Raw genomic sequence first — 22,518 nt, forward strand, 5'->3', positions numbered from 1 at the left:
ACTTATTGAGGCGTAATTTCGTATTGCAGAGACGTAGAATATTCTCCGGGTTTTGCGTTGATAAGCTGCGGATCCTGAGCTACAGAATAATAAATGAGATCATAATTAAAAGCTGTTGTCTGAGAAGCATTTCCTTTAGCTAAAATTTGACTCGTAGTAGATAAGGTTAAAGGATAAACCGTTTGTGTTCCTTGCGATAAAGGCTGTAATCTTACACGAATTGTAGATATCGGAATGGTATAACCAAGCTGTGAACTAAGATTATTTTGAATAGAACGTACTTTCAGCTGGAAGTTGGTGTTTGTACTTACTCTTAAACCATTGGTGTAGGTGACACTGTTTCCGTCATTATAATCTTGCGCACTGTCGAATAAAAGCGTACCATTTGATGCATTAGAGTCAATAATCATAGACATTTCCTGCGTAACAGGAGGTGTCCCGGAAAGACTTCCGATATGAAACTGAAAAGTATGTGGTATTCTTCCTATCACATTATTATTTTGGTCGTAAGCGGTAAATTCTATGGTTGCATTAAATCTCGTCCATGCAGGATAATTTCCCAAATAAGCTCCACCCATAAGCGTAATCGCATATTTTAATGATAAACTATAATACGCATTTGGTGAAGATGACATATTATAAAGTGGTGCATTAGATTGAGGAACCAAAAAAGCTTCCACATTTTCCTGCAGAAATACATTTGATGTTGCCCCAATTTGAGCCATAGACGGAATCGGTCCCGGACTTGCCTGTCCTGTTGTAGAAATTGGTTGAAGTGAAACCTTGTTCCCCGGAATAGTGTATTGTCCGTTTTCAGAAATAATATTTTGCTGAAGACGTGCAGAAAGTCTCCAGTTGGGTACATTAAAATTTCCGTTTCCCGCAAATGTAACGGTATATGCATCCGAATTTGTGTTTCCGTTGTAGTTGTTGATTTGCATATAACTGTTTATCCACGAGCTTACAGAAACCTGAGCATGTAAAACCAAATTTAAAATCAGGAAAAAAACAGTAAAATATTTATTCATAATTAAAATTCAGTTCTGCCATTTCCAAAGTACTATCGTCCCCGTAATCAATCAGGACAGATAGATTGTAAGAGCCTTTTTCTTTTAAATCATTAACAGGAATGCTTACTTTTCTGATATTTCCGGGAAGTGTATAAAAAACAACCGTTTCTACGGCTACTTTTTTTCCCGTCGTTGTATTGATTAGGTCTGTGGTGATTTTACCATCAGTCCATAATGATGATTGGTTTTCAAACTGCAGATTCAGAACTTTATTGGCTGTATCGAATTTTAAATCTTTAATTTCGATTTTTCTTGCGGAAGTTTCTGGTTTTTTATGAAAAATTTTAATTCCTGATTTTACGCTTACTTTTATTTTGGCTCCCGTATTGTCTTTTCCGTCTACAGGATTCATTTGACTAACAAAAAGTACGGCTGTATGTGCATCAAGCTGGTCTTTTGATAGAGTAGGAGTAGTTAAAGTTACATTGATGTCCTTTCTTTCTCCAGGACCAAGGCTGAAATAAGTATCTTCTTTGTTAATGCTTATCCAATCTGCGCAAGAGTTTTCTAAAGTATTTGCTGGTTGCATGATATTTTCACCTCTCTCATCATATTCCCAATCTCCAAGACTCACAGCAAGATCCAATGTATGTTTTGCACTCACATTGGTTACAGTAACCTTTTGTGTGTTACTGCTTCCGGATACTGTTTCAAAATAAACTCTTGGTGGAGATACCGAAATTCCTGTCTGAGCTTGAATTTTGATAATTATGAATAAGAAAAGTAAAACAAATTTTTTCATATCAGAATTTTACGACAAAAGTGCCACAATTTAATATTTGTGACACTTCTTATCATCATCAGTTTTCAATTTTTTTTTATGCACTTACAATGCTATAAACTAAAGTTGCCTTATAGGTTGATGGGTTTTGCCCAGCTACATAATTATCAATGTAAGTATTCGCACCTCCACCTTGGTATTTTACATTTACATTTTTATTTACGGCACCACTTGTAGAAGATACAATTGTTGTTTCACTTGCAGAAAGAGGTAAATCCTGCTTATAAGTTGCATTTTCTAATGCCTGTGAACCAGCAGAAGTGGTAAGTTTTATAGTGCTTACCGCCATATTCTTACCGTTAAGCTCCATATTTGCATTATTTGCCTGCACTTTTACCTGAAATCCTCCGGTACTGTAAATCGTTAAATGATTGTCATTTGTTTTACTAACACCATTTTGGTAATCTGCTGTCGTAACATACTCAAGATTTACATCTTTTTGATCTTCCTTAATCGTTAAAGTTTGGATAGGCCTAAGAATTACATTCAGTTTAACCTGGTTTTGAGCCTTAGCAGTAGTAGCAAAAGCCACGATAGCTAATGCTGTAAATAAAAATTGTTTCATGTATCAATCAGTTTTAATTAGATATTTATCTATTCTTTTCGAGTGCAAAGATACATGCCATTTAGAGAATGGGATTTGCAAAAACACGCTTATTTTTTGTGAATTTTTACAAAAATGAGTAAGTGATACTGTATTTACTGCAAAGAATAGTGTTTTTGCTGCAAATATCTAATTTGAATAATTAATTATTGTTGAGAAACAATTGAGAATAATCATTTTTTTTAACTGAGATAAAAAGGTAACAGGATTCATTAATTGTCTTAATAAATCCAGTTACCACTGAAAACTGATGATGAAAAGTTTATTAATATGATTGAATGTATTGGTTGAAAAGAATAGATTAAATACTAATAAAAAACTTTTAAAACTTTGTGATTTGGTGTTCTTTTTATTTTGTGATACTAATGATTTTTATATGTTCTTGTTATTTAATAATGCAAATGTAATCAGTATAAATACGTAATACAATTTAGTGTGGGTTTGATTTAATAATTTTTACGTAAATATTTATAAATTTTTACGTAAAAATTAATTTTAATCATTTGATAATTAATGGATTATTGTTTTTATTTTATAATTGATTACAAATGAAAAATGCTCTAATAATTAGAGCAAAATACATTAATTTATGTGGGATTTTTGTGTGGAATATTAAGATTCTATCCAACCAATTCTCTCATATCGGATGGCTTTTTACCACTATGTTTTTTTACAAAATTGCTAAAGTTACCTTCATCTTTAAAGCCTAAATCAAATGCAATTTCAGATAAAGTATTGTTGGAAAATTTAATAGCTTTCTCACATTCGAAAGTGACTTTTTCAATAATCATTTGTTTTGCAGATTTGCCATAAACAAATTCTGTCATGTCTGTCAATTTTCTACTTGATACTCTAAGTTCACTTGCGTAATAAGAAACTTTCTTCTCGGTTTTGTAATCTCGCTGAAGAATTACTGTAAAACGATTGACTAAACTTACAGAATGTAAATGGTCTTCTTTTGGATCATTTTTGTGATCAATGTGTAAATGTGCATCAAGAATTAAACTTTCAATAGCGTTATGAGCTGCAGAAATAAAAATATTTTCTTCATCGATAGCAGAAAACTTTTTAAGTCTTTCTATTAATATGATTTTGTTGTAATCGTTGTTCCCAAAATAGGGAGCTACGAAAATGTGAGACTTAAAATTGAAAAATATATTTGAGTTTAAATAAATACTGTCTTTTGAAGTTTTGTCGAAAAATTCTTTTGAAAAAACAATGGAGTAGATTTCTTTCCCTAAAGTATTTCCAAACTCTACATTTTTTTGAGGACCAATGAATACTGAGTTTCCTCCAGGAATTTGATATTTTTTATTCTCAACAGTGATGTCAAGATTTTCTCCAACCAGAAAAATGGAAAAATAATCTGAAGTATTAAATTTTCTTGAAAAATTGTTGCGCTTAATTATTTCGGAAACCAAATTAATACTAAATCCGTTATTTTTTAATTCATCGAATACTTTAAACATTATGTGGTGATGGTGTTTAATAAATATTCGCCAAAAATAAGTATTTATGTGGTATAATTAATAGTTATTTTGAATATTATGTAAAAAATATTCAAAAAATAATGCGTTATGTTTGAATTTATTTCAATTGTTTTAAAATAAGGTTAAATTTAACGATAGTAAGAGTATGATTTTGATATTTGTTTGATAACTATTTTAATAATTCCAAACAAAAAATATTTGCAGGTAATTTAAATTCCTGACTCAAAGTACTTTCAACAAGTTCAAAATTTTTGCTTTTCAGAAATTCAATTAATGTGTTATGTTGTAAAATATTAATCCAGATAATATCGGCGAATTTAGTTGCAGATGAAAATTTAGTGTAAAGTGAAGTTCTTATTTCTTCGGAATCATGCTCTGGGAGAATTGCAAAATCAATTTCTGTGGCTCTTTTTTCTTCAGGAAAAAGCGGATTTCTTGAACCGCTTTTGATAAGGCAGTATGCAACAGCTAAATTTTCCTTATAAGTTATGATAAGCTGGTTGGAAAGATTATTCAGTTCGTTAATCGTTTTTCTTTCATCAAAATTCTCTTCAATATAACTATTGATTTCTTCTTCACTAATAAAACTCTTGTGAAGATTAATAAATGCAAGTTTTTTTACATTTAAAAAATCTGAAACTCCTTTATCTGAACCAATTACAAATTTTGAAACTATTTCCATTACTTTTTTATCAAAGGTAGAGAGATTTGATTTCAGAAAATAGATACAGTGTATGAAAAAATAATCAGTACAGATTTTAATTTTATAAATTTGCTCAGTATAGATTTATTAAAAAAAATGTTTTCTTATAAATATGAAATTTTCACTGCGGCTATCGAAGATAAAATCAATAAACGGATTTTGTTAAAAGGTGAGCGTTTACCTTCGATTCGTGAAATAAAAAAGGAATATAATTTAAGTATTGTTTCTATTCAGAGCGGTTATGAAAGCCTTATTTTAAAAGGTTTGGTGAAAAGCGTTTCCAAAAAAGGGTATTTTGTCGATAAAAGTTTTGAAAATCAGTTTCCCACTTCACAAAAACAATTTTTACCAGTTTCAAGAGATGTTGACTTTACCAGTAATCTTGAATTAACATCAGCAAGAAATAAATCATCCGAAGCAAATTCTTTCAATAATGCTGTCCCCGGAGATTCTATGATTCCGCAAAAACTTATTCTTCGCACAATGCAAAACGTAATCAGGGAAAAAGGTGCTTCATTACTTCGTTATTATCCACCAAATGGTTCTGAAGAATTGAGAAATCTTATTTCCGATAGAATGCGACGAGTTGGAAGTATTATATATCCCGATGAAATTATCATCACCGATGGTGCATTGCAAGCTTTGTTTATTGCGCTCCGCTCTGTGACGAATGAAGGGGATGTGATTGCGATTGAAAGTCCGTGCGTTTTTTCGGTACTTGAAGTTGTGGCAAATTTAAAACTTAAAATCATTGAAATTCCTGTACAATACGAAAACGGTTTTGATATAAATTATTTTGAAAAAGTCTGTCTTGAACATCCGATCAAAGCTTTGGTTATTACTCCCAATTTCCACAATCCTACAGGGAAATTAATGAATGATTTAGATAAAAAAAAATTACTGAGTATTTCTGGAAAATTTAAAATTACAATTATTGAAAATGACATTTATGGTGATTTGCATTTTACCGAACAAAGACCAAGCTGCCTTAGAAATTTTGATGAACATAATAATGTAATAACTTTTTCATCTTTTTCTAAAAGCCTGGCTCCAGGAATTCGTTTGGGTTGGTTACATGCAGGAAAGTTTTATCACGAAGCAGAAAAAATAAAATTTTCATTGGGAAGAACGGTTTCTCCATTATATCAGGAATTAATTGTTAAACTTCTTCAAAATAACAGTTATGACCGTCATCTCCGTTCGTTCAGGAAAAAATTAAATCAACAGGCGATGTATTTATGGTCAGCGTTAATAAAATATTTTCCTGAAAGCTCATATTTCCATCAACCAGAAGGCGGTTACAGCATTTGGTGTGAACTGTCCAGAGAAATTAATATGGAAGAATTTTATAATTATTGTGAGAAGAACAAAATCCTATTTACACCCGGAAATACGTTTTCTATAACCAACGAATATCAGCATTGTTTCCGAGCTGTATTTTCTGATTATCTGACTTCGGAAAGTCTTATTTTGATAGAAAAAGCTGGTGTGAAAGCAAGAGAACTTCTTTTAAAGTAAAAAGTAAATGCTAAAAATTTAGGTCAGAAAAGTGAGTTATTATGTTAAATCAGCCCTCTAAAAGTTGCTTTTTTACCTTTTTTTGATTTTTCATGTTATATTTTCACTTATTATGTCAAAAAAAACCTCTACAATTAGGCTGGAATCGTCTGAAAACATATATTTGCAGCCTAAATTTTATAGACATGAAAGAACTTATCGAAAAAATCAACGCAGAATTTGAAGCGTTCACTACAGAAGCAAACCAACAAGTTGAAAAAGGAAACAAAGCAGCTGGAACTAGAGCTCGTAAATCAGCTTTAGAATTAAGCAAATTGTTCAAAGACTTTAGAAAAGTTTCTGTTGAAGAATCTAAAAAATAAGAAATAAGCCGGCTCATTTAGTCGGCTTATTTTTTTGTCTTAAAATGTTACTTTCTTAATTACTTTTGGTTTTACATTCATCACTGCCAAATAGGAAGATGTAAATGCAGAAAGGCTTTTGTAGCCAATTTTGTAAGCAATTTCGCTTAACGTAAACTGATTTGAATCGATTAATTCTACACTTTTCAGAATTTTTATCAGTTGAATATATTTCTTTACACTTATTCCGGTTTCTTGTTTGAAAATTCGCTGCAGACTTCTTGTTGAAAGATTTGCCTTTTCAGCCAATTCTTCGATACTGTGATTCTCATGATAACATTCATTAATAAACTCACAAACCTCCAATAATCTTTTATCTGAAGGAATAGGAATCTGTAAAGCAGAATTTTCATCACAGAAATTGGGAAGGCTTGTAAGCAAAGCATTCATAAAAACTTCCTGTTCATGGTTTTCTTCTGTTAATTTATTCCATTTTGAAGCGTATAAAAGCATTTCTTTTAAAATTGACGGAGCTAAAAATACATGAACTTTTCCATAAAAATCATCTTCAGGAATGTGTTTAAATAAACTGACCATTAATTTTACAGTTTCTGCTTCCGAGGTAATTTTATGTTTTTGTAGAGAAGGAATCCAGATAACATGATTTTGCGGAACGAGATAGATTTTATCATCAATATGAAAATATTGATAGCCTTCTTTTACAAAATTAAGTTGAGCGCGTTGATGAAGATGTTCATAATCATCATGTTGCCAATTTTCTTCATACCAAATGTAAGCTTGCTTTTCGATTGAATCATCAAAAAATCCGTTTTCCTGTTCGGTAAGACTGCATTTGGATTTGGCGTTTTGCATAAAGTTTTTGGCAAAATTAAGAAAATTGACAGTAGTAAATTTGTACTGTCTTAAATAATTTACATGAAAACATTCAACAGATTTTTAGCAGTTTTAATTTTAACAATCATTTCAAACACGATTATGGCTCAAAATAATAAAGCAAAAGTTTTGGTATTGATTCATTCCGACAACGGAGGAACGTATGAATTGGCAAAACAAATTTCAAAAGGTATTGAAAACAACAGTAACGTTCAGTCTGTTATAAAACAGGTGAAGTCATCGGATAATCCAAAACTTAAAGATATTCCTGTTGCTTCAGTTGATGAGTTGAGTTCTTATGATGCAATTGCTTTTGGTTCACCCGTTTATTTCGGAAACATCAGTACGGGAATGAGCGAGTTTCTTTCTAAAACTGTGAATTTGTGGACTAATCATGCTTTGGAGGGAATGCCTGCAACGGTTTTTATGTCGGCTGGAAGTGGAGCAGGAAATGAATTGGCGGTTCAGGCTTTTTGGAATAGTCTTTCAGTTCATGGGATGGTTTTGGTTTCAAACGGAATTCGTGGTGTTGAGAAAATTGATAAAAATATTACGCAGGGAAATACGGTTTTGGGTGCAACAAGTTTAGCTTCCGTAAAAAATGTTGAAAGACCAAGCGTTGGAGAAAAAGAAATTGCTTTTGAACAAGGAAAGAATTTCGCTAAAATTGTTTTCGCTTTAAAAGGAACTTTTAAAAAAAATTCAGAATTTAAAATTTCACAAAATAAAAGTATAGAAAAGGTTTTGGCTGAAAAAAATATTGTTCTTCCAATTGCTCCGAAACCTGTAGGAAATTATTCTCCTTTTGTAAGATCAGGAAATTTGGTTTTTATCAATCAGGTTGCTCTGAAAGATGGTAAAATTATGAATCCTGGAAAGTTGGGCGTTTCTGTAGATGAAAATCAGGTAAAAGAAGCAACCAAACAAACGATGCTGAACGTTATTGCGGTCTTGAAAGACGCTGTGAATGGAGATTTAGATAAAGTGAAAAAAGTCGTCCAGCTTACAGGAATTTTCAATACAAAAGATGATTATACGAAACATGCATATTTGATGAATGCGGCTTCATATTTGGCAGTTGAAGTTTTTGGCGAAAAAGGAAAACACGCAAGAGCAACATTGGGAGCACCTTCAATTCCTGTGAATTCATCAGTGGAAATTCAGGCAATTTTTGAAGTGGAATAGATTTGAAAATTAAAGTAGATAATCAAAATTTTAATTTTCATTAAATAACTTTATCTTTATGCCAATCAATAAAAAGTATGAAGATAAATACGTTTTTTGCAGTTCCTGCAGTGGTTTTGGCGAGTCAGTTTGCCAATGCGCAATCATCAGAACAGAAGTTGAATCCTATTGTTCAAAGTTTTGTAAACGAGACAAATAATCATTCTCAGTTAGAAGATATGGCATTCGAATTATTAGACGGAATCGGTCCTCGATTGGTCGGAACTCCCGAAATGCTCAAATCGAACGAATGGACAGTCAATAAATTAAAATCTTGGGGAATTGATGCCAATTTACAGCAATTCGGAACGTGGAAAGGTTGGCAAAGAGGAACAACGCATGTTGATATGGTTTATCCAAGAACAAAAACTTTGTCAGCAACGCAATTAGCATGGAGTCCTGCAACCAAAAAAGCAGTGGAAGCAGAAGTTATTGTACTTCCAAAAGTTTCTTCTAAAGCAGAGTTTGACAAATGGCTTCCTTCTGTAAAAGGAAAGATTGTTTTGATGGCTCAATACCAGAAAATCGGTCGTTCAGATGAGCAGATCAAAGAGTTTGCAACCCCTGAATTATACGAAAAATTAAAAGCAGAAAAAGAGCAGGCTTCAAAAGACTTTCGCGATTATGTGAAAAATATTGGGTATGATAATAGTACGCTTCCTGAAGCTTTAGAAAAAGCAGGAGCAGCGGGAATTGCGATTTCAAACTGGACAGGAATTATGGGAGCTAACCGTATTTTCGGAGCAAAAACTTCTAAAATTCCAATGTTTGATATCGATGTGGAAGATTATGGAATATTATACAGAATGGCTGAAAAAGGAAGTAAGCCCAGAATTAAGGTTGACGCTCAATCAAAAGTTCTTCCCGATGCAAAAACTTTCAACACGATAGGGATGATTAAAGGTTCAGAAAAACCGAATGAATATGTAATTCTTTCTGCTCATTTAGATTCTTGGGATGGCGCTCAAGGCGCTACAGATAATGGAACGGGCGTTTTAACAATGCTTGAAACCATGAGAATTCTTAAAAAATATTATCCGAATCCTAAGAGAACGATTGTTGTCGGACTTTGGGGAAGTGAGGAGCAGGGTTTGAACGGTTCAAGAGGTTTTGTAGCAGATAATCCTGAAATTATCAAAGGAACTCAGGCAGTTTTTAACCAAGACAATGGAACGGGTAGAGTAGTAAATATTGCAGGACAAGGTTTTGTGAAATCATACGACTACATCGGAAAATGGTTGAATGCCGTTCCAAAAAATGTGAGGGATCACATCAAAACAGATTTCCCAGGAATGCCGGGTGGAGGAGGTTCTGACCATGCTTCATTTGTTGCAGCAGGAGTTCCCGGATTTTCTTTAAGCTCATTAAACTGGGGATATTTCGGTTATACATGGCACACTACGAAAGACACATATGATAAAATTGTTTTTGATGAGGTTAAAAACAATGTGATTCTTACCGCAACTTTAGCGTACATGGCTTCTGAAGATTCTGAATTTACAAGCAGAGAGCGCAGAACAATGCCTGAAAATGATAAAGGTGAAATCTCAAAATGGCCGGAAGTAAAAGAACCGAGAAGAGATTCTAAGGATTATAAATAATTAAAAACTATATGAAACAAATAACCACGGCAATTACTTTTTGCTTAATAATGGCAAATAATTTTGTTTTTTCCCAAACTACAGAGGAAATCAAAGGGAAAGAAATCATTGAAAAATCAATTAATGCTACTGGAGGAAAAGAACTTTTAAGCAATATAAAAACTCTTTATTCTAAATCTTCTACCATTATGGATGGGAGAAATGTAAATTACATTACTAAAGAAATGGCTCCAAACTTGGGAAGTTTTGAAATAGAATATGAAGGGAGAATTGTTTACAGATCTTGGTTTGATGGTAAAACAGGATATGAAACTGTAAATGGCCAAAAGAAAATTGCAGATCAGGAAGAGTTTAAAGATAAGCATGATAGAAAGTATATAATGAATGAAGTGGCTTATCTTGACCCTGAATTATTTAAAGTAAAGTTTATAAAAACTGATAAAGATGAAAAACTTAATCAAGTAGAAGCTACTGCAAAAGATGGAAGTATTACAAATCTATATTATGATACAGAAAGTTTCTTACTGAAGAAAGAGGAAAAAAAGAATCCTAATAAAAGTTCTTTTTCAACCATTTTATGTACAGATTATAAAAAATTTGGAGAGCTTACCTACTGTTCAAAAAATATATTTAAATCTGAGAATGGTGATCAAATTGTGAGTCTGATAGATTTAAAATACAACAAAGACATTAAAAAATCTGATTTCAAATTTTAGTTTGATTAATAAGAAGGTTTATAAAAAATCCGTTTCATCTATTTTGAAACGGATTTTTTTATTTTAATAACTTTTTGATTTCTAACAGTTGTCTTTCTTTGACAATATAAGTCGTACACAATTTATTATTCATGTGCATACTTAAATCTGTTCTGAAAAATGTTTGAGTTCCAAATGCTACATTTTTCGTAGTATATTCTGAAAATGAAGGATAGAAGTTTGACAGGCACAAAAAATTCCTTTTTAAAGATTTAGAAAAACCAGGAAAGTTTCCAAAATCATCAATAACAACCATCTTGAAAAATTTCTTTCCTAAAGTTGTTCCCCAAATTGTTTCAGTAACACTTCCAACAATTATTACTGCTGGAATCGAAAACAAAAATGAGAAAAATAGAGTTTGTTTAAAAACGAAAAGGAAAATCAAAAATAAAGGAATTGCATCAATTACTTTTGCACATTCTCTTTGCCTTTCACTACCTGTGAAATCAGCTTTGTAAGGTAACTCATATTCAAATTCCTGATAAATACGCCTGCCTTCCGAATCAAAATTTCGAGTTGCTCTGCGGGTTGTTTTTCTTTCTGTCAGCTCCGAAATTCTCATTATTTTAATTATAAAATCATACTCAGTTGAATCCTTTTTCTCTGTACATCAACTTCCGTCACTCTTACCTGAACATGTTGATGCAATTTCACAACTTCATTTACATCAGAAACAAAACCGTCTTTTAACTGAGAAATATGAACCAATCCGCTTTCTTTAATTCCTAAATCTACAAAACATCCGAAAGCGGTAATATTGTTGACGATTCCGGGAAGAATCATTCCTGTTTTTAGATCTGTAATCTTTTTTACATTCGGATCAAATTCGAAAACTTTGGCTGCTCTTCTTGGGTCTAATCCTGGTTTTTCAAGCTCTTTCAGGATATCTTTTATCCCTAAAATTCCAATGGTTTCGGTAAGGTATTTTTCTGCTTGAACTAAATTTATTTTTTCTTTATTGGCAATCAGTTCATCCGTTTTTATGCCTAAATCTTTCGCCATTTTTTCAACAATTCCGTATGCTTCAGGATGAACTGCTGAATTGTCTAAAGGATTCTCACTATTTGTAATTCTAATAAACGCTGCAGCCTGCTGAAAAGCTTTTTCACCCAACCTCGGAACTTTCTTCAGTTGCTTTCTGTTTTCAAAAGCACCGTTTTCAGCACGGTAATTCACAATATTTTCTGCCATCTTTTCACCAATTCCCGAAACGTAACTTAAAAGCGATTTACTTGCCGTATTTAAATTAATTCCAACAGAGTTTACGCATCTCATCACCGTAGAATCCAGTTCATTTTTCAACTGAGTCTGGTCTACATCATGTTGATATTGTCCTACACCAATTGATTTTGCATCAATCTTAACCAATTCAGCCAAAGGATCTGAAAGCCGTCTTCCGATAGAAACCGCACCACGAACCGTAACATCAAAACTCGGAAATTCTTCTCTCGCAATTTTACCAGCAGAATAAACGGACGCTCCCGCTTCTGAAACCACAAAAACCTGTAATGGCTTATCAAAAGCGATTTTCTTAATAAAAAATTCTGTCTCACGACTTGCCGTTCCGTTTCCGATAGAAATCGCCTGAATATGGTAAGCATTCACCATCGAACGGATTTTCTTCATTGCCATTCCGCTTTCGTTTTGCGGAGCATGAGGATAAATGGTTTCATTGTGCAGTAAATCTCCTTTTTCATCAAGGCAGACTACTTTACAACCACTTTTATAACCCGGATCAATCGCTAAAATTCTTTTTTCTCCCAAAGGCGGAGCGAGTAGAAGTTGGCTGAGGTTTTCTGAGAATATTTCAATCGCCTTTTTATCTGCTTTTTCCTTTGCTTCCTGTAAAGTTTCATTAGAAATAGCAGGTTCAAGAAGTCTTTTATAAGAATCTTTTATGGCTAAAACAATTTGTTCTGCGCTTTCATTTTTAGATTTAATAATGGCATTTTCTATAAAATCTAAAGCTTCATCTTTATCAATTCCGATGTTTGTTTTTACGAAACCTTCAGATTCTGCTCTCAACATTGCCAAAAGTCGGTGTGATGGAGTTCTGTTTAAACTTTCTTCCCATTCGAAATATTGCGAAAATTTTTGTGCGCCTTCTTCATCTTTTTTTGCTTTAACAACTTTTGAAATGATTACAGCTTTACGCTGAAACAGTCGGCGAAGATTTTTACGAACGTACATATTTTCGTTAATCCATTCTGCTATAATATCTCTTGCGCCTTGTAAAGCTTCTTCTTCGGATGCAACTTCGTTATTAATATATTTTGAAACCAAGAACTGTAAATCCTGAACGTTTTGACTCATAATGATTTTTGCCAATGGTTCAAGCCCTTTTTCTTTTGCAGTATCAGCTTTTGTTTTTCTTCTCTTTTTGAATGGCAAATACAAATCTTCTAGTTCCTGAATATCAAAACTTGACTCAATTCTTGTTTTTAAGTCTGAGGTTAATGCATTTTGCTCTTCAATCGATTTTAAGATGCTTTCTTTACGTTTTACAATTTCTTCAAACTGTTTATTAAGTTTAAAAATCTGTTCGATCTGAATTTCATCCAAATTTCCTGTTGCATCTTTTCGGTAACGTGAAATAAAAGGAATCGTGCAGTCTTCTGATAATAATTTTAAAGTGGCATTAATGCTTTTATCGGATATATTGACGTGGTTTTGAATGAAAGTTGAAGTGTTCATGAAATATTTTTGGGATGGCTAAAATACTGACTTTTTCGAAATAATTTAATTTGCAATATTTATCATTATTAATTTAAAACATTAAAGAAAAGTATGATTTGCGGATGTTTATCAAGAAATAAAATTGTATTATGAATTCCACCGTAAAATCACTATATTTGCACGCTGAAAGTGAAAGGTAATATCACCTTAAACTTTAAACCTTAAACTTTGAATCTAACGTTATGAAATGTGGAATCGTAGGCTTACCGAATGTAGGTAAATCAACTCTTTTTAACTGCTTAAGCAATGCTAAAGCGCAGTCAGCGAATTATCCTTTCTGTACTATCGAGCCGAATTTAGGAACGGTTTCTGTACCGGATCAAAGATTATTCGAGCTTGAAAAATTGGTAAACCCTGAAAGAGTTTTGCCTGCTGTTGTAGAGATTGTAGATATTGCAGGTCTTGTAAAAGGAGCAAGTAAAGGAGAAGGTTTAGGAAACCAATTCTTGGCAAACATTCGTGAGTGTGAAGCAATTATTCATGTTTTAAGATGTTTTGAAAACGGAAATATTATCCACGTTGAGGGTTCAGTAGATCCTTTGAGAGATAAAGATATTATCGATATTGAACTTCAGTTAAAAGATTTGGAAACAGTGGGTAAAGCTGTTGAAAAAGCGAAAAAGTTCATCAAGTCTGGAAAAAAAGAAGATTTATTGACGTACGAAATACTTCAAAATCTCCAGAAACACCTTGAAGATGGTAGAAATGCAAGAGAATTTGCAATGGATGACTTTGCAAAATCAATTATTGGTGAAGTTCAGTTGTTGACCAACAAACCAGTTCTTTACGTTTGTAATGTGGATGAAAATTCAATTAAAAACGGAAACGATTGGATTGGGAAAATTGAAGAAATGGCTAAGAATGAAAATGCTGAAGTAGTAGTTTTGGCAGCTCAGATTGAAGCAGATATCAATGAATTGGAAACTTACGAAGAAAGAGAAATTTTCTTAGAAGAGCTTGGTCTTACAGAACCTGGAGTAAACCGTTTGATCAGAAAAGCTTACGATTTATTGAAGCTTCAGACTTACTTTACAGCAGGTGTAAAAGAAGTAAGAGCTTGGACAATCGGACAAGGTTGGACGGCTCCTCAAGCTGCAGGTGTAATTCACACGGATTTCGAGAAAGGTTTCATTCGTGCAGAAGTTATTAAGTATAATGATTATGTTACTTATGGTACAGAATCAAAGGTAAAAGAAGCTGGAAAGCTTTCTGTTGAAGGTAAAGAATACATCGTTCAGGACGGTGATGTGATGCACTTCAGATTTAATGTTTAAAAATATTAAAAGTTAGTTATATAATATTTTAAAAAGCGCTCTCATGAATTTGAGAGCGCTTTTGCTTTGTTGAAATGATGTTTATATCTGTAAATAAGCATCTTTAATTAGTCGTTTTTACGTAGAATAATTTTAACTGGTTTGAAGTTGGGTTCATTCTCATAAGCTAGAAATACGGTATAATCCCCATTAAAGATATCCCAAGAATCTCTTGTTTTAAACATAGCTGTTTCCGGTTTCATTTTTTCATTCTTGTTAGATTTTAGCCATTGTAGCATATTATTATAGTCATCCTTTGTAATGTTATCTACTTCCACGATAAAAGATTTCCCATTCTTATAACTTACAACGATTTCTGTTTCATAATCAACGTCTATAAATACTTCCTCTTTACGACCATCTTTCTCATCATCCATTTCTTCATCATGAAAATATTTTTTCTGTGTTAATATTTTTTGCACAGATGTATTACTTTGTCCAAGTATTTCTTTTAACTTGTCAACCGTTACCAATCTGTCATTTTTAGAAGGTTTGTTGAAATTGTGCTGATCTGTGAATAACATCGCACTCGTTGAATCTTTATACTCATCAATTAGAAAAAAATATTTATAGCCATTTTTCTTAAGCAATTTATCTTGCATTTTGAATTGTTTACTTTCCAGTTCATCTTCTGCTTCGTCCATATATCCTTTTATGCTAAAATTTACTGCATATAATTTGCCGGTATTGGTATATGCTACCATAACACTTTGATCAGAAGAGTTTTTAAAGGAAAACATTTTAGAGTCAAATTTGTCAGCAGAATCTTCTAGTGAAAAGCCTTTTTTCTTCATAAAGCTTTTGATGTCATTTTGTGAGACGACTGCGGTTTCTTCCAAAAACTGTAAATATTTGTCTTTAAAAGTTGATTGTGCAAAAGTGAAATTAATACTTGCACATAAAATAATGAACAGCGATTTTAATGATAATGATTTCATGGTTGTTAATTTTACTCAAAAGTATTGGTAATATCGCTTCAAAACAATCACCCAAAAGGGCTATATTTTTGTTGGACTTATTATACTTACTGCAGAATAATTAAAATATAAAAATTGAATTATTCTGCAACGTTAAAATTAGCTCATGAATATTTATAAAATCTGTATTTTGAAAGGTATTACTCGTGAAAAGATGTGAATGAGATTCTCAAAGCCATCAATTTTTATCTAAAGTTTAGCCAAATTCTCAATCGCTTTTTCCAAAGTTTCATTTTTCTTTGCAAAACATAATCTGATTACATTTTCATTTAATTTATCCTTATAAAAAGCCGAAAACGGAATGCTTGCCACTTTATGATGAATGGTTAATTCTGTGGCGAAATCAAAGTCACTTTTGTCTGAAATTTTATCATATTTCAAAGCCTGAAAATACGTTCCTTCACAGTCGAGAAGTTCAAATGAAGTCTGAGCTAAACCTTGTCTCAGGAAATCTCTTTTTTTCTGAAAAAACTGATTAAGTTGATTATAATGCTCGTCATTTTTCATGTATTCTCCCAAAGCCATTTGAAGTGGAGTATTCACGCAGAAAACATTGAATTGATGAACTTTTCTGAATTCGTCTGTTAAAGCTTTTGGAGCTGCGCAATATCCGATTTTCCAACCTGTGATGTGAAAAAGTTTCCCGAAAGAAGCGATTAAAAGACTTCTTTCTTTTAATTCAGGATATTTACAGATGCTTAAATGTTGATTTCCTTCAAAGACAATATTTTCGTAAACTTCGTCGCTTAAAATTAAAATATTCGTGTCTTTTACGATTTTTATTAATTCCTGAATATCATTTTCTTTTAAAATTTTCCCGGAAGGATTGTTCGGATTGTTCAGAATAATCATTTTTGTTTTTTCTGAAACTAAATTTTTCACCACATTCCAATCAATTTCATAATCGGGAGCTTTCATTTGGAAACGTTTTACAATTCCTCCGAAAAGTTCTACGGTTGGTTCATAACAATCATAAGCGGGTTCAAAAATAATTACTTCATCATCTTTTTTAATGAATGTAGCAATCGCTGTGAAAATTGCCTGAGTTCCGCCTGCTGTGACGGTGACTTCAGATTCGGGATGATAAATTGCACTATGAGAATTTTCAATTTTTCTTGCAATTTCCTCTTTCAAACCCATAATTCCACCTAAAGGAGCATATTGGTTGAATCCTTTTTTAATAAAATCATTAGCTAAATTCAGTAATTCGGAATCTGTCTCAAAATCAGGAAAGCCTTGTGAAAGATTAATGGCTTGATGTTGATTTGCCAATTGAGACATTTGGGTAAATATGGTGGTTCCAACATTTGGAAGTTTCGAAGAAGGAAGTTGTATCATCTAAATTCTTTATGAATCTAAATTAGTGCAAATTTTAAAATTTCGAACTGTAATTTTATGTTAAATTAAATGAATATTAATAAGATTAAAAATTTTAAATTTTATCATTAAAATATAAGAAAAACGACTCGAAAAAATTCGGATATTTTTCGCCGTTTTTGTACTTTTGTATGTTTGCTGAAATAATATATGTCACAAGAAATACAACCTATCTACTCCGAAGATAATATCAGAACCCTCGATTGGCAGGAACATATTCGTTTGCGTCCCGGTATGTATATCGGTAAGTTAGGCGATGGTTCGTCTGCTGATGACGGTATTTATATTTTGCTGAAAGAAATTCTGGATAACTCGATTGATGAATTCAGAATGAAATCCGGTAAAAGAATTGAAATAAAAGTAGATGACGGAAAAGTCATGATTCGAGATTTCGGTCGTGGAATTCCTTTGGGGAAAGTCGTTGACGCGGTTTCAAAAATGAATACCGGTGGTAAATATGACAGTAAAGCCTTCAAAAAATCAGTTGGTCTGAATGGTGTCGGTACAAAAGCCGTAAATGCACTTTCAGATTATTTCCGTGTGCGTTCTTTCCGTGAAGGGAGAATGAAGGTTGCTGAATTTTGCCGAGGTATAATCACTGAGGAACACGATGAAAAAGAAACTTCAGACAGAAACGGAACCGAAATTTTGTTTACTCCCGATTCTGAAATTTTTCTTCATTATAAATACAGAAAAGAGTATATCGAAAGAATGCTCCGCAATTATGCATATCTGAATCCTGGATTGAAGATTATTTTCAACGGTGAAACTTTTTATTCTGAAAACGGATTGAAAGATTTGCTGGAAGAAGAGCTTGAAAGTGATGTTTTATATCCGATTGTTCATTTGAAAGATAATGATATTGAAGTGGCGATTACGCATACCGATAAATCTCAGACAGAAACCTATTTTTCATTCGTAAACGGACAAAATACAACGCAAGGTGGAACACATTTGAATGCTTTCAGAGAAGCTTATGTAAAAACAATCCGTGAATTTTTTAATAAAAGTTTTGATGCTTCCGATGTAAGAAAATCGATTGTTGCAGCAATTTCCATCAATGTTGAAGAACCGGTTTTTGAATCTCAGACAAAAACTAAATTAGGTTCAAACGATATAGGACCAAACGGACCTACAGTTCGTACTTTTATTATTGATTTCTTAAAAAGTAAATTAGATAATTTTCTTCATAAAAATCCTGAAATTGCAGAAGCTATTCAGAGAAAAATTTTAATTTCAGAAAGAGAAAGAAAAGAACTTTCCGGAATTCAGAAATTAGCGAGAGAAAGAGCCAAGAAAGTTTCGCTTCACAACAAAAAATTACGTGATTGCAGACAGCACTACAACGATCAAAAGGCAGAAAGAAAAGCTGAAACTCAGATTTTTATTACCGAAGGAGATTCTGCATCAGGATCAATCACAAAATCCAGAGATGTTGAAACGCAGGCTGTATTTTCATTGAAAGGTAAACCTCTGAACTGTTATGGTTTGACCAAAAAAGTGGTGTACGAAAATGAAGAATTCAACTTGCTTCAAGCTGCTTTAAATATTGAAGAAAGTCTTGAAGATTTAAGATACAATCAGGTAATTATCGCAACGGATGCCGATGTTGACGGAATGCACATCAGACTTTTGATGATTACGTTCTTCCTTCAGTTTTTCCCGGATGTGATTAAAAACGGACATTTATTTATTCTTCAGACTCCGTTATTTAGGGTTAGAAATAAAAAAGAAACGAGATATTGCTATTCTGAATTAGAAAGAGTGAAAGCTTTAAATGAATTAGGTAAAAACCCTGAAATTACCCGATTTAAAGGTTTGGGAGAAATTTCACCTGATGAGTTTAAGCATTTTATCGGAAAAGATATTCGCCTTGAACCTGTAGTTATCGGAAAAGATCAAACAATCGAGCAACTTCTGGAATTCTACATGGGAAAAAACACACCGGATCGACAGGTTTTCATTCTTGAAAATCTAGTTGTTGAAGATCAGGATATTAATAAAAAAGAGATTTTAGATGAAGTTGAGCCATAAAATTTAACAAAAAACACAAAATACACAAGATGAGATTAAGTAACAGGAAAAAAGCACCTGTATATAATTTTTTCAATACCCTTTTATTGATGATGTTATCTGCAGGAATTATAGGTTTTATTTTTGATGAAATGAGATTTAATATTCTGGAAGGTAAAAGTTATTTTTTAATTATAATTCCGGTCATATTACTGATTATTTTTTACCTAAACGGAAGGCAAATTTTTGAATATGACAGCGATGGAGAAGCATTGCATTTTAGAAACAGAAATATTGTCCCGTTCATTAATAAACCTTTAAGTGACGAATTTCCGAAGTATAAATTAATTAAGTTTGAGATGGTAAATGTTTTGTTTCTAAAGAGACTCTATATAACCATTACGAGTAAAAATAGTGGCTCGACGATTTTAAAATATGAAATTTCGTATTTAACAAATAAAGAAGCCAACGATTTAAAAGTATCCCTCAACAAAGTAGTAAAAACTAATAAAGAGAAAAGACATCAAGAATAAGTAATGATAGAAGACAACTCTCACGAAGGCGAAAGCTTAAAAAAAGTTTCAGGACTGTACAAAGACTGGTTTCTGGATTATGCATCTTATGTAATTTTAGATAGAGCGATTCCGTCTGTTTATGATGGTTTCAAACCGGTTCAGCGTAGAATTATGCATTCCATGCGTGAATTGGAGGATGGGCGTTACAACAAAGTAGCGAATATTGTCGGTAATACGATGAAATATCATCCACATGGTGACGCTTCGATTACCGATGCAATGGTCGGAATCGGGCAGAGAGAATTGCTTATCGATACTCAGGGAAACTGGGGGAATATTTACACCGGAGATTCTGCAGCTGCAGCAAGATATATTGAAGCGAGATTAACACCATTTGCTTTGGAAGTTGTCTTCAATCCAAAGACTACAGAATGGTCTAAATCTTACGATGGAAGAAATAACGAACCGATTGATTTACCGGTGAAATTCCCTTTGCTTTTGGCTCAGGGAGTTGAAGGAATCGGGGTTGGACTTTCCACAAAAATTCTTCCGCACAATTTTAATGAATTAATTACAGCTTCAGTTGCCTATTTAAAAGGTAAAAAGTTTGAAATTTTCCCGGATTTTTTAACCGCAGGATTTCTTGATGTTTCAGAATATAATGACGGTCACAGAGGTGGAAAAGTAAGAGCCAGAGCGAAGATTTCTCAGGTAGACAAACATACTTTGATGATTTCTGAGCTTCCTTTTTCTAAAACAACAACAGATTTGATTGATTCTGTTTTGAAAGCCAACGAGAAAGGGAAAATTAAAATCAAAAAAATTGAAGACAATACGTCAGATAAAGTTGAGATTCTGATTTATCTTCACAACGAAGTTTCGCCCGACAAAACAATCGATGCTTTATACGCATTTACCGATTGTCAGGTTACGATTTCTCCGAATGCTTGTGTAATTGTTGGAGATAAACCCATGTTCCTTGATGTTTCCACGATTCTTAAAATGAATACCGATCACACCGTTTCTTTATTGAAGAAAGAATTGGAAATCGAGCTTCACGAATTGCAGGAAAACTGGCATTTTTCTTCTTTGGAAAGAATTTTCATCGAAAACAGAATTTACCATGACATTGAAGAAGTGAAAAGCTGGGAAGAAGTTCTAAAAACAATTGCTGTAGGCTTAAAACCTCATACTGCACACCTTTTAAGAGAAGTTACGGAAGAAGATATTTTAAGATTAACTGAAATCAGAATTAAAAGAATTTCAAGATTCGATTTAGATAAGTTTAAAGAAAATATTGCAGCACTAGAAGGAAAAATAGAGCAGGTAAGATTCCATTTGGCAAATCTTATTGCTTATGCAATTGAATATTATTTAAACATTCAAAAAAAATACGGGAAAGACAGAGAACGTAAAACGGAACTAAGAATTTTCGATACGATTGATGCATCGAAAGTTGCCGTTGCCAACGAAAAATTCTATGCCAATTTCGAGGAAGGTTTTATTGGAACTTCGCTTAAAAAAGATCAATACCTGTTTGACTGTTCAGACATCGATGATATTATTACATTCAGAAAAGACGGAAGTATGAAAGTCGTGAAAGTGGAGGCTAAAACTTTCATCGGAAAAGACATTCAACACGTTGCCATCTTTAAAAAGAATGATAAACGCACTGTTTATAACATGATTTATCGTGAAGGTAGAGACGGACCTTATTATATGAAACGTTTTTCGGTAACCGGTGTTACACGAAATACAGATTATGCTTTAGGTTCGGATATAAAAGGCTCGGAAATGCTTTATTTCTCGGCAAATCCGAATGGTGAAGCGGAAGTTGTAACTGTTTTGTTAAAACCAAATCCAAGAATCAGAAAAAATAAAATGGAAATTGATTTCTCTGAATTAGCCATTAAAGGAAGGGATTCAAAAGGGAATTTGGTAACCAAATATTCTGTAAAGAAAGTTGATTTAAAGGAAGAAGGTGTTTCTACTTTAGCTCCGAGAAAAATCTGGTTTGATGATACCGTAAGAAGATTAAATGCCGATGTGAGAGGAACTTTACTAGGGAATTTTAAAGGTGATGATAAAATCTTAACTATTAATGCTCAAGGTGAAGCGAAATTGGTAAGTTTTGATCTTGGAAACCGCTTCGATGATGAATATATTATCTTAGAAAAATGGCGACCAAATCAACCTATAACCTGTATTTATTACGACGGAGAAAAGGATATTTATTTCATCAAAAGATTCTTGCTGGAAAACAATACCAATATTCAAACCTTTATGCCATCGGAACATCCGAAATCTTTTATCGAAAGAATTCTTGTTTCTAATAATACAACTGCAGAAATTATTTTTGCAAAAGATAAAGGAAAAGAACGTGATCCGGAGTCTATCAATATAGACGAATTTATTGCCGTAAAAGGAATAAAAGCAATCGGAAATCAGTTCACGAAATTTAAAGTTAAAAATATCAACATTACAATTCCTGAGCCAGAAGAAGAGGAGCCGGAAGTTTATGAAGAACCGGATTTTACACCTTCTGTAGATGATGAAGGCGGAACAATCGGAGATCTGTTTCAGAGTGATGAGAGCGAAAACTAAAA

At 32.8% G+C, this 22,518-nt stretch carries 19 protein-coding genes; 9 read left to right on the forward strand and 10 right to left on the reverse strand.

Going from position 1 to position 22,518, the window contains the following annotated elements; translation table 11 throughout:
• Positions 1 to 2: 2 nt before the first annotated feature.
• The 5 genes from OF897_RS05000 to OF897_RS05020 all read right to left on the reverse strand — a co-directional run bounded on the left by OF897_RS05000 (position 3) and on the right by OF897_RS05020 (position 4,627).
• Positions 3 to 1,028 carry a hypothetical protein gene (locus tag OF897_RS05000; RefSeq protein ID WP_267264597.1) on the reverse strand — a complete coding sequence of 342 codons (1,026 nt, stop codon included), beginning with the start codon at positions 1,026 to 1,028 and terminating at the stop codon, positions 3 to 5.
• Positions 1,021 to 1,812 (reverse strand): fimbrial biogenesis chaperone, encoded by a 792-nt coding sequence (locus OF897_RS05005; RefSeq protein WP_267264598.1) that lies wholly within the window; start codon positions 1,810 to 1,812, stop codon positions 1,021 to 1,023. The genes OF897_RS05000 and OF897_RS05005 overlap by 8 nt, the downstream gene beginning before the upstream one ends.
• A 76-nt stretch (positions 1,813 to 1,888) precedes the next feature.
• A complete protein-coding gene (locus OF897_RS05010) occupies positions 1,889 to 2,416 on the reverse strand; it encodes a hypothetical protein (RefSeq protein WP_267264599.1) in 528 nt (175 codons plus the stop codon).
• 659 nt (positions 2,417 to 3,075) lie between these two features.
• Positions 3,076 to 3,924, reverse strand: a complete 849-nt coding sequence (locus tag OF897_RS05015; RefSeq protein ID WP_267264600.1) for a helix-turn-helix domain-containing protein — start codon at positions 3,922 to 3,924, stop codon at positions 3,076 to 3,078.
• A gap of 190 nt (positions 3,925 to 4,114) precedes the next feature.
• Positions 4,115 to 4,627, reverse strand: coding sequence for a hypothetical protein (locus OF897_RS05020; RefSeq protein ID WP_267264601.1), 513 nt, complete (start codon positions 4,625 to 4,627; stop codon positions 4,115 to 4,117).
• Positions 4,628 to 4,744: 117 nt separating this feature from the next.
• Here OF897_RS05020 and OF897_RS05025 point away from each other — a divergent pair, with 117 nt between their 5' ends.
• Together OF897_RS05025 and OF897_RS05030 are read left to right on the forward strand one after the other, a co-directional pair.
• Positions 4,745 to 6,166: an aminotransferase-like domain-containing protein gene (locus OF897_RS05025; RefSeq protein ID WP_267264602.1), complete on the forward strand. Its 1,422-nt coding sequence runs from the start codon at positions 4,745 to 4,747 to the stop codon at positions 6,164 to 6,166.
• Positions 6,167 to 6,351: 185 nt separating this feature from the next.
• Positions 6,352 to 6,528 (forward strand): histone H1, encoded by a 177-nt coding sequence (locus tag OF897_RS05030; protein ID WP_055981058.1) that lies wholly within the window; start codon positions 6,352 to 6,354, stop codon positions 6,526 to 6,528.
• Between the two features lie 39 nt (positions 6,529 to 6,567).
• On the opposite strand, the gene OF897_RS05035 is transcribed toward OF897_RS05030, so the two are convergent.
• Positions 6,568 to 7,380: an AraC family transcriptional regulator gene (locus OF897_RS05035; RefSeq protein WP_267264603.1), complete on the reverse strand. Its 813-nt coding sequence runs from the start codon at positions 7,378 to 7,380 to the stop codon at positions 6,568 to 6,570.
• A gap of 63 nt (positions 7,381 to 7,443) precedes the next feature.
• Here OF897_RS05035 and OF897_RS05040 point away from each other — a divergent pair, with 63 nt between their 5' ends.
• The 3 genes from OF897_RS05040 to OF897_RS05050 all read left to right on the forward strand — a co-directional run bounded on the left by OF897_RS05040 (position 7,444) and on the right by OF897_RS05050 (position 10,942).
• On the forward strand, positions 7,444 to 8,586 hold the full coding sequence (locus OF897_RS05040) for an Atu1372/SO_1960 family protein (protein WP_267264604.1): 1,143 nt from the start codon (positions 7,444 to 7,446) through the stop codon (positions 8,584 to 8,586).
• A 77-nt stretch (positions 8,587 to 8,663) separates the two neighbouring features.
• Positions 8,664 to 10,226 carry a M20/M25/M40 family metallo-hydrolase gene (locus OF897_RS05045; RefSeq protein ID WP_267264605.1) on the forward strand — a complete coding sequence of 521 codons (1,563 nt, stop codon included), beginning with the start codon at positions 8,664 to 8,666 and terminating at the stop codon, positions 10,224 to 10,226.
• Positions 10,227 to 10,237: 11 nt separating this feature from the next.
• The gene (locus OF897_RS05050) at positions 10,238 to 10,942 is read left to right on the forward strand and encodes a hypothetical protein (protein ID WP_267264606.1); all 705 of its coding nucleotides are present in this window, start codon (positions 10,238 to 10,240) and stop codon (positions 10,940 to 10,942) included.
• Positions 10,943 to 11,000: 58 nt separating this feature from the next.
• Here the strand turns inward: OF897_RS05050 and OF897_RS05055 are convergent, their stop codons facing one another.
• Both OF897_RS05055 and OF897_RS05060 read right to left on the reverse strand, forming a co-directional pair.
• On the reverse strand, positions 11,001 to 11,543 hold the full coding sequence (locus OF897_RS05055) for an RDD family protein (protein ID WP_267264607.1): 543 nt from the start codon (positions 11,541 to 11,543) through the stop codon (positions 11,001 to 11,003).
• 8 nt (positions 11,544 to 11,551) lie between these two features.
• Positions 11,552 to 13,675, reverse strand: a complete 2,124-nt coding sequence (locus OF897_RS05060) for a Tex family protein (protein ID WP_267264608.1) — start codon at positions 13,673 to 13,675, stop codon at positions 11,552 to 11,554.
• Positions 13,676 to 13,899: 224 nt separating this feature from the next.
• Between OF897_RS05060 and ychF the strand changes: the two genes are divergently transcribed.
• On the forward strand, positions 13,900 to 14,991 hold the full coding sequence (ychF, locus tag OF897_RS05065) for a redox-regulated ATPase YchF (protein ID WP_267264609.1): 1,092 nt from the start codon (positions 13,900 to 13,902) through the stop codon (positions 14,989 to 14,991).
• Positions 14,992 to 15,098: 107 nt separating this feature from the next.
• On the opposite strand, the gene OF897_RS05070 is transcribed toward ychF, so the two are convergent.
• Complete coding sequence (locus OF897_RS05070; protein WP_267264610.1) at positions 15,099 to 15,968, reverse strand: hypothetical protein; 870 nt, start codon at positions 15,966 to 15,968, stop codon at positions 15,099 to 15,101.
• 228 nt (positions 15,969 to 16,196) lie between these two features.
• Positions 16,197 to 17,345 (reverse strand): methionine aminotransferase, encoded by a 1,149-nt coding sequence (locus OF897_RS05075; RefSeq protein ID WP_267264611.1) that lies wholly within the window; start codon positions 17,343 to 17,345, stop codon positions 16,197 to 16,199.
• 189 nt (positions 17,346 to 17,534) lie between these two features.
• Between OF897_RS05075 and OF897_RS05080 the strand changes: the two genes are divergently transcribed.
• The 3 genes from OF897_RS05080 to OF897_RS05090 are packed head-to-tail and all read left to right on the forward strand — an operon-like array spanning position 17,535 to position 22,516.
• Positions 17,535 to 19,418 (forward strand): DNA topoisomerase IV subunit B, encoded by a 1,884-nt coding sequence (locus OF897_RS05080; protein ID WP_267264612.1) that lies wholly within the window; start codon positions 17,535 to 17,537, stop codon positions 19,416 to 19,418.
• A gap of 29 nt (positions 19,419 to 19,447) precedes the next feature.
• Positions 19,448 to 19,930 (forward strand): hypothetical protein, encoded by a 483-nt coding sequence (locus OF897_RS05085; RefSeq protein WP_267264613.1) that lies wholly within the window; start codon positions 19,448 to 19,450, stop codon positions 19,928 to 19,930.
• 3 nt (positions 19,931 to 19,933) lie between these two features.
• Positions 19,934 to 22,516 carry a DNA gyrase/topoisomerase IV subunit A gene (locus OF897_RS05090; protein WP_267264614.1) on the forward strand — a complete coding sequence of 861 codons (2,583 nt, stop codon included), beginning with the start codon at positions 19,934 to 19,936 and terminating at the stop codon, positions 22,514 to 22,516.
• Positions 22,517 to 22,518 lie beyond the last annotated feature (2 nt).

The sequence above is a fragment of the Chryseobacterium formosum genome, from assembly GCF_026460885.1.
Lineage (GTDB): Bacteria > Bacteroidota > Bacteroidia > Flavobacteriales > Weeksellaceae > Chryseobacterium > Chryseobacterium formosus.

Excerpts from the sequence above, each read along its gene's own strand:
- OF897_RS05000 (WP_267264597.1), bottom strand. The coding sequence starts at position 1,028 with ATGAATAAATATTTTACTGTTTTTTTCCTGATTTTAAATTTGGTTTTA.
- OF897_RS05005 (WP_267264598.1), bottom strand. The coding sequence starts at position 1,812 with ATGAAAAAATTTGTTTTACTTTTCTTATTCATAATTATCAAAATTCAA.
- OF897_RS05010 (WP_267264599.1), bottom strand. The coding sequence starts at position 2,416 with ATGAAACAATTTTTATTTACAGCATTAGCTATCGTGGCTTTTGCTACT.
- OF897_RS05015 (WP_267264600.1), bottom strand. The coding sequence starts at position 3,924 with ATGTTTAAAGTATTCGATGAATTAAAAAATAACGGATTTAGTATTAAT.
- OF897_RS05020 (WP_267264601.1), bottom strand. The coding sequence starts at position 4,627 with ATGGAAATAGTTTCAAAATTTGTAATTGGTTCAGATAAAGGAGTTTCA.
- OF897_RS05025 (WP_267264602.1), top strand. The coding sequence starts at position 4,745 with ATGTTTTCTTATAAATATGAAATTTTCACTGCGGCTATCGAAGATAAA.
- OF897_RS05030 (WP_055981058.1), top strand. The coding sequence starts at position 6,352 with ATGAAAGAACTTATCGAAAAAATCAACGCAGAATTTGAAGCGTTCACT.
- OF897_RS05035 (WP_267264603.1), bottom strand. The coding sequence starts at position 7,380 with ATGCAAAACGCCAAATCCAAATGCAGTCTTACCGAACAGGAAAACGGA.
- OF897_RS05040 (WP_267264604.1), top strand. The coding sequence starts at position 7,444 with ATGAAAACATTCAACAGATTTTTAGCAGTTTTAATTTTAACAATCATT.
- OF897_RS05045 (WP_267264605.1), top strand. The coding sequence starts at position 8,664 with ATGAAGATAAATACGTTTTTTGCAGTTCCTGCAGTGGTTTTGGCGAGT.
- OF897_RS05050 (WP_267264606.1), top strand. The coding sequence starts at position 10,238 with ATGAAACAAATAACCACGGCAATTACTTTTTGCTTAATAATGGCAAAT.
- OF897_RS05055 (WP_267264607.1), bottom strand. The coding sequence starts at position 11,543 with ATGAGAATTTCGGAGCTGACAGAAAGAAAAACAACCCGCAGAGCAACT.
- OF897_RS05060 (WP_267264608.1), bottom strand. The coding sequence starts at position 13,675 with ATGAACACTTCAACTTTCATTCAAAACCACGTCAATATATCCGATAAA.
- ychF (WP_267264609.1), top strand. The coding sequence starts at position 13,900 with ATGAAATGTGGAATCGTAGGCTTACCGAATGTAGGTAAATCAACTCTT.
- OF897_RS05070 (WP_267264610.1), bottom strand. The coding sequence starts at position 15,968 with ATGAAATCATTATCATTAAAATCGCTGTTCATTATTTTATGTGCAAGT.
- OF897_RS05075 (WP_267264611.1), bottom strand. The coding sequence starts at position 17,345 with ATGATACAACTTCCTTCTTCGAAACTTCCAAATGTTGGAACCACCATA.
- OF897_RS05080 (WP_267264612.1), top strand. The coding sequence starts at position 17,535 with ATGTCACAAGAAATACAACCTATCTACTCCGAAGATAATATCAGAACC.
- OF897_RS05085 (WP_267264613.1), top strand. The coding sequence starts at position 19,448 with ATGAGATTAAGTAACAGGAAAAAAGCACCTGTATATAATTTTTTCAAT.
- OF897_RS05090 (WP_267264614.1), top strand. The coding sequence starts at position 19,934 with ATGATAGAAGACAACTCTCACGAAGGCGAAAGCTTAAAAAAAGTTTCA.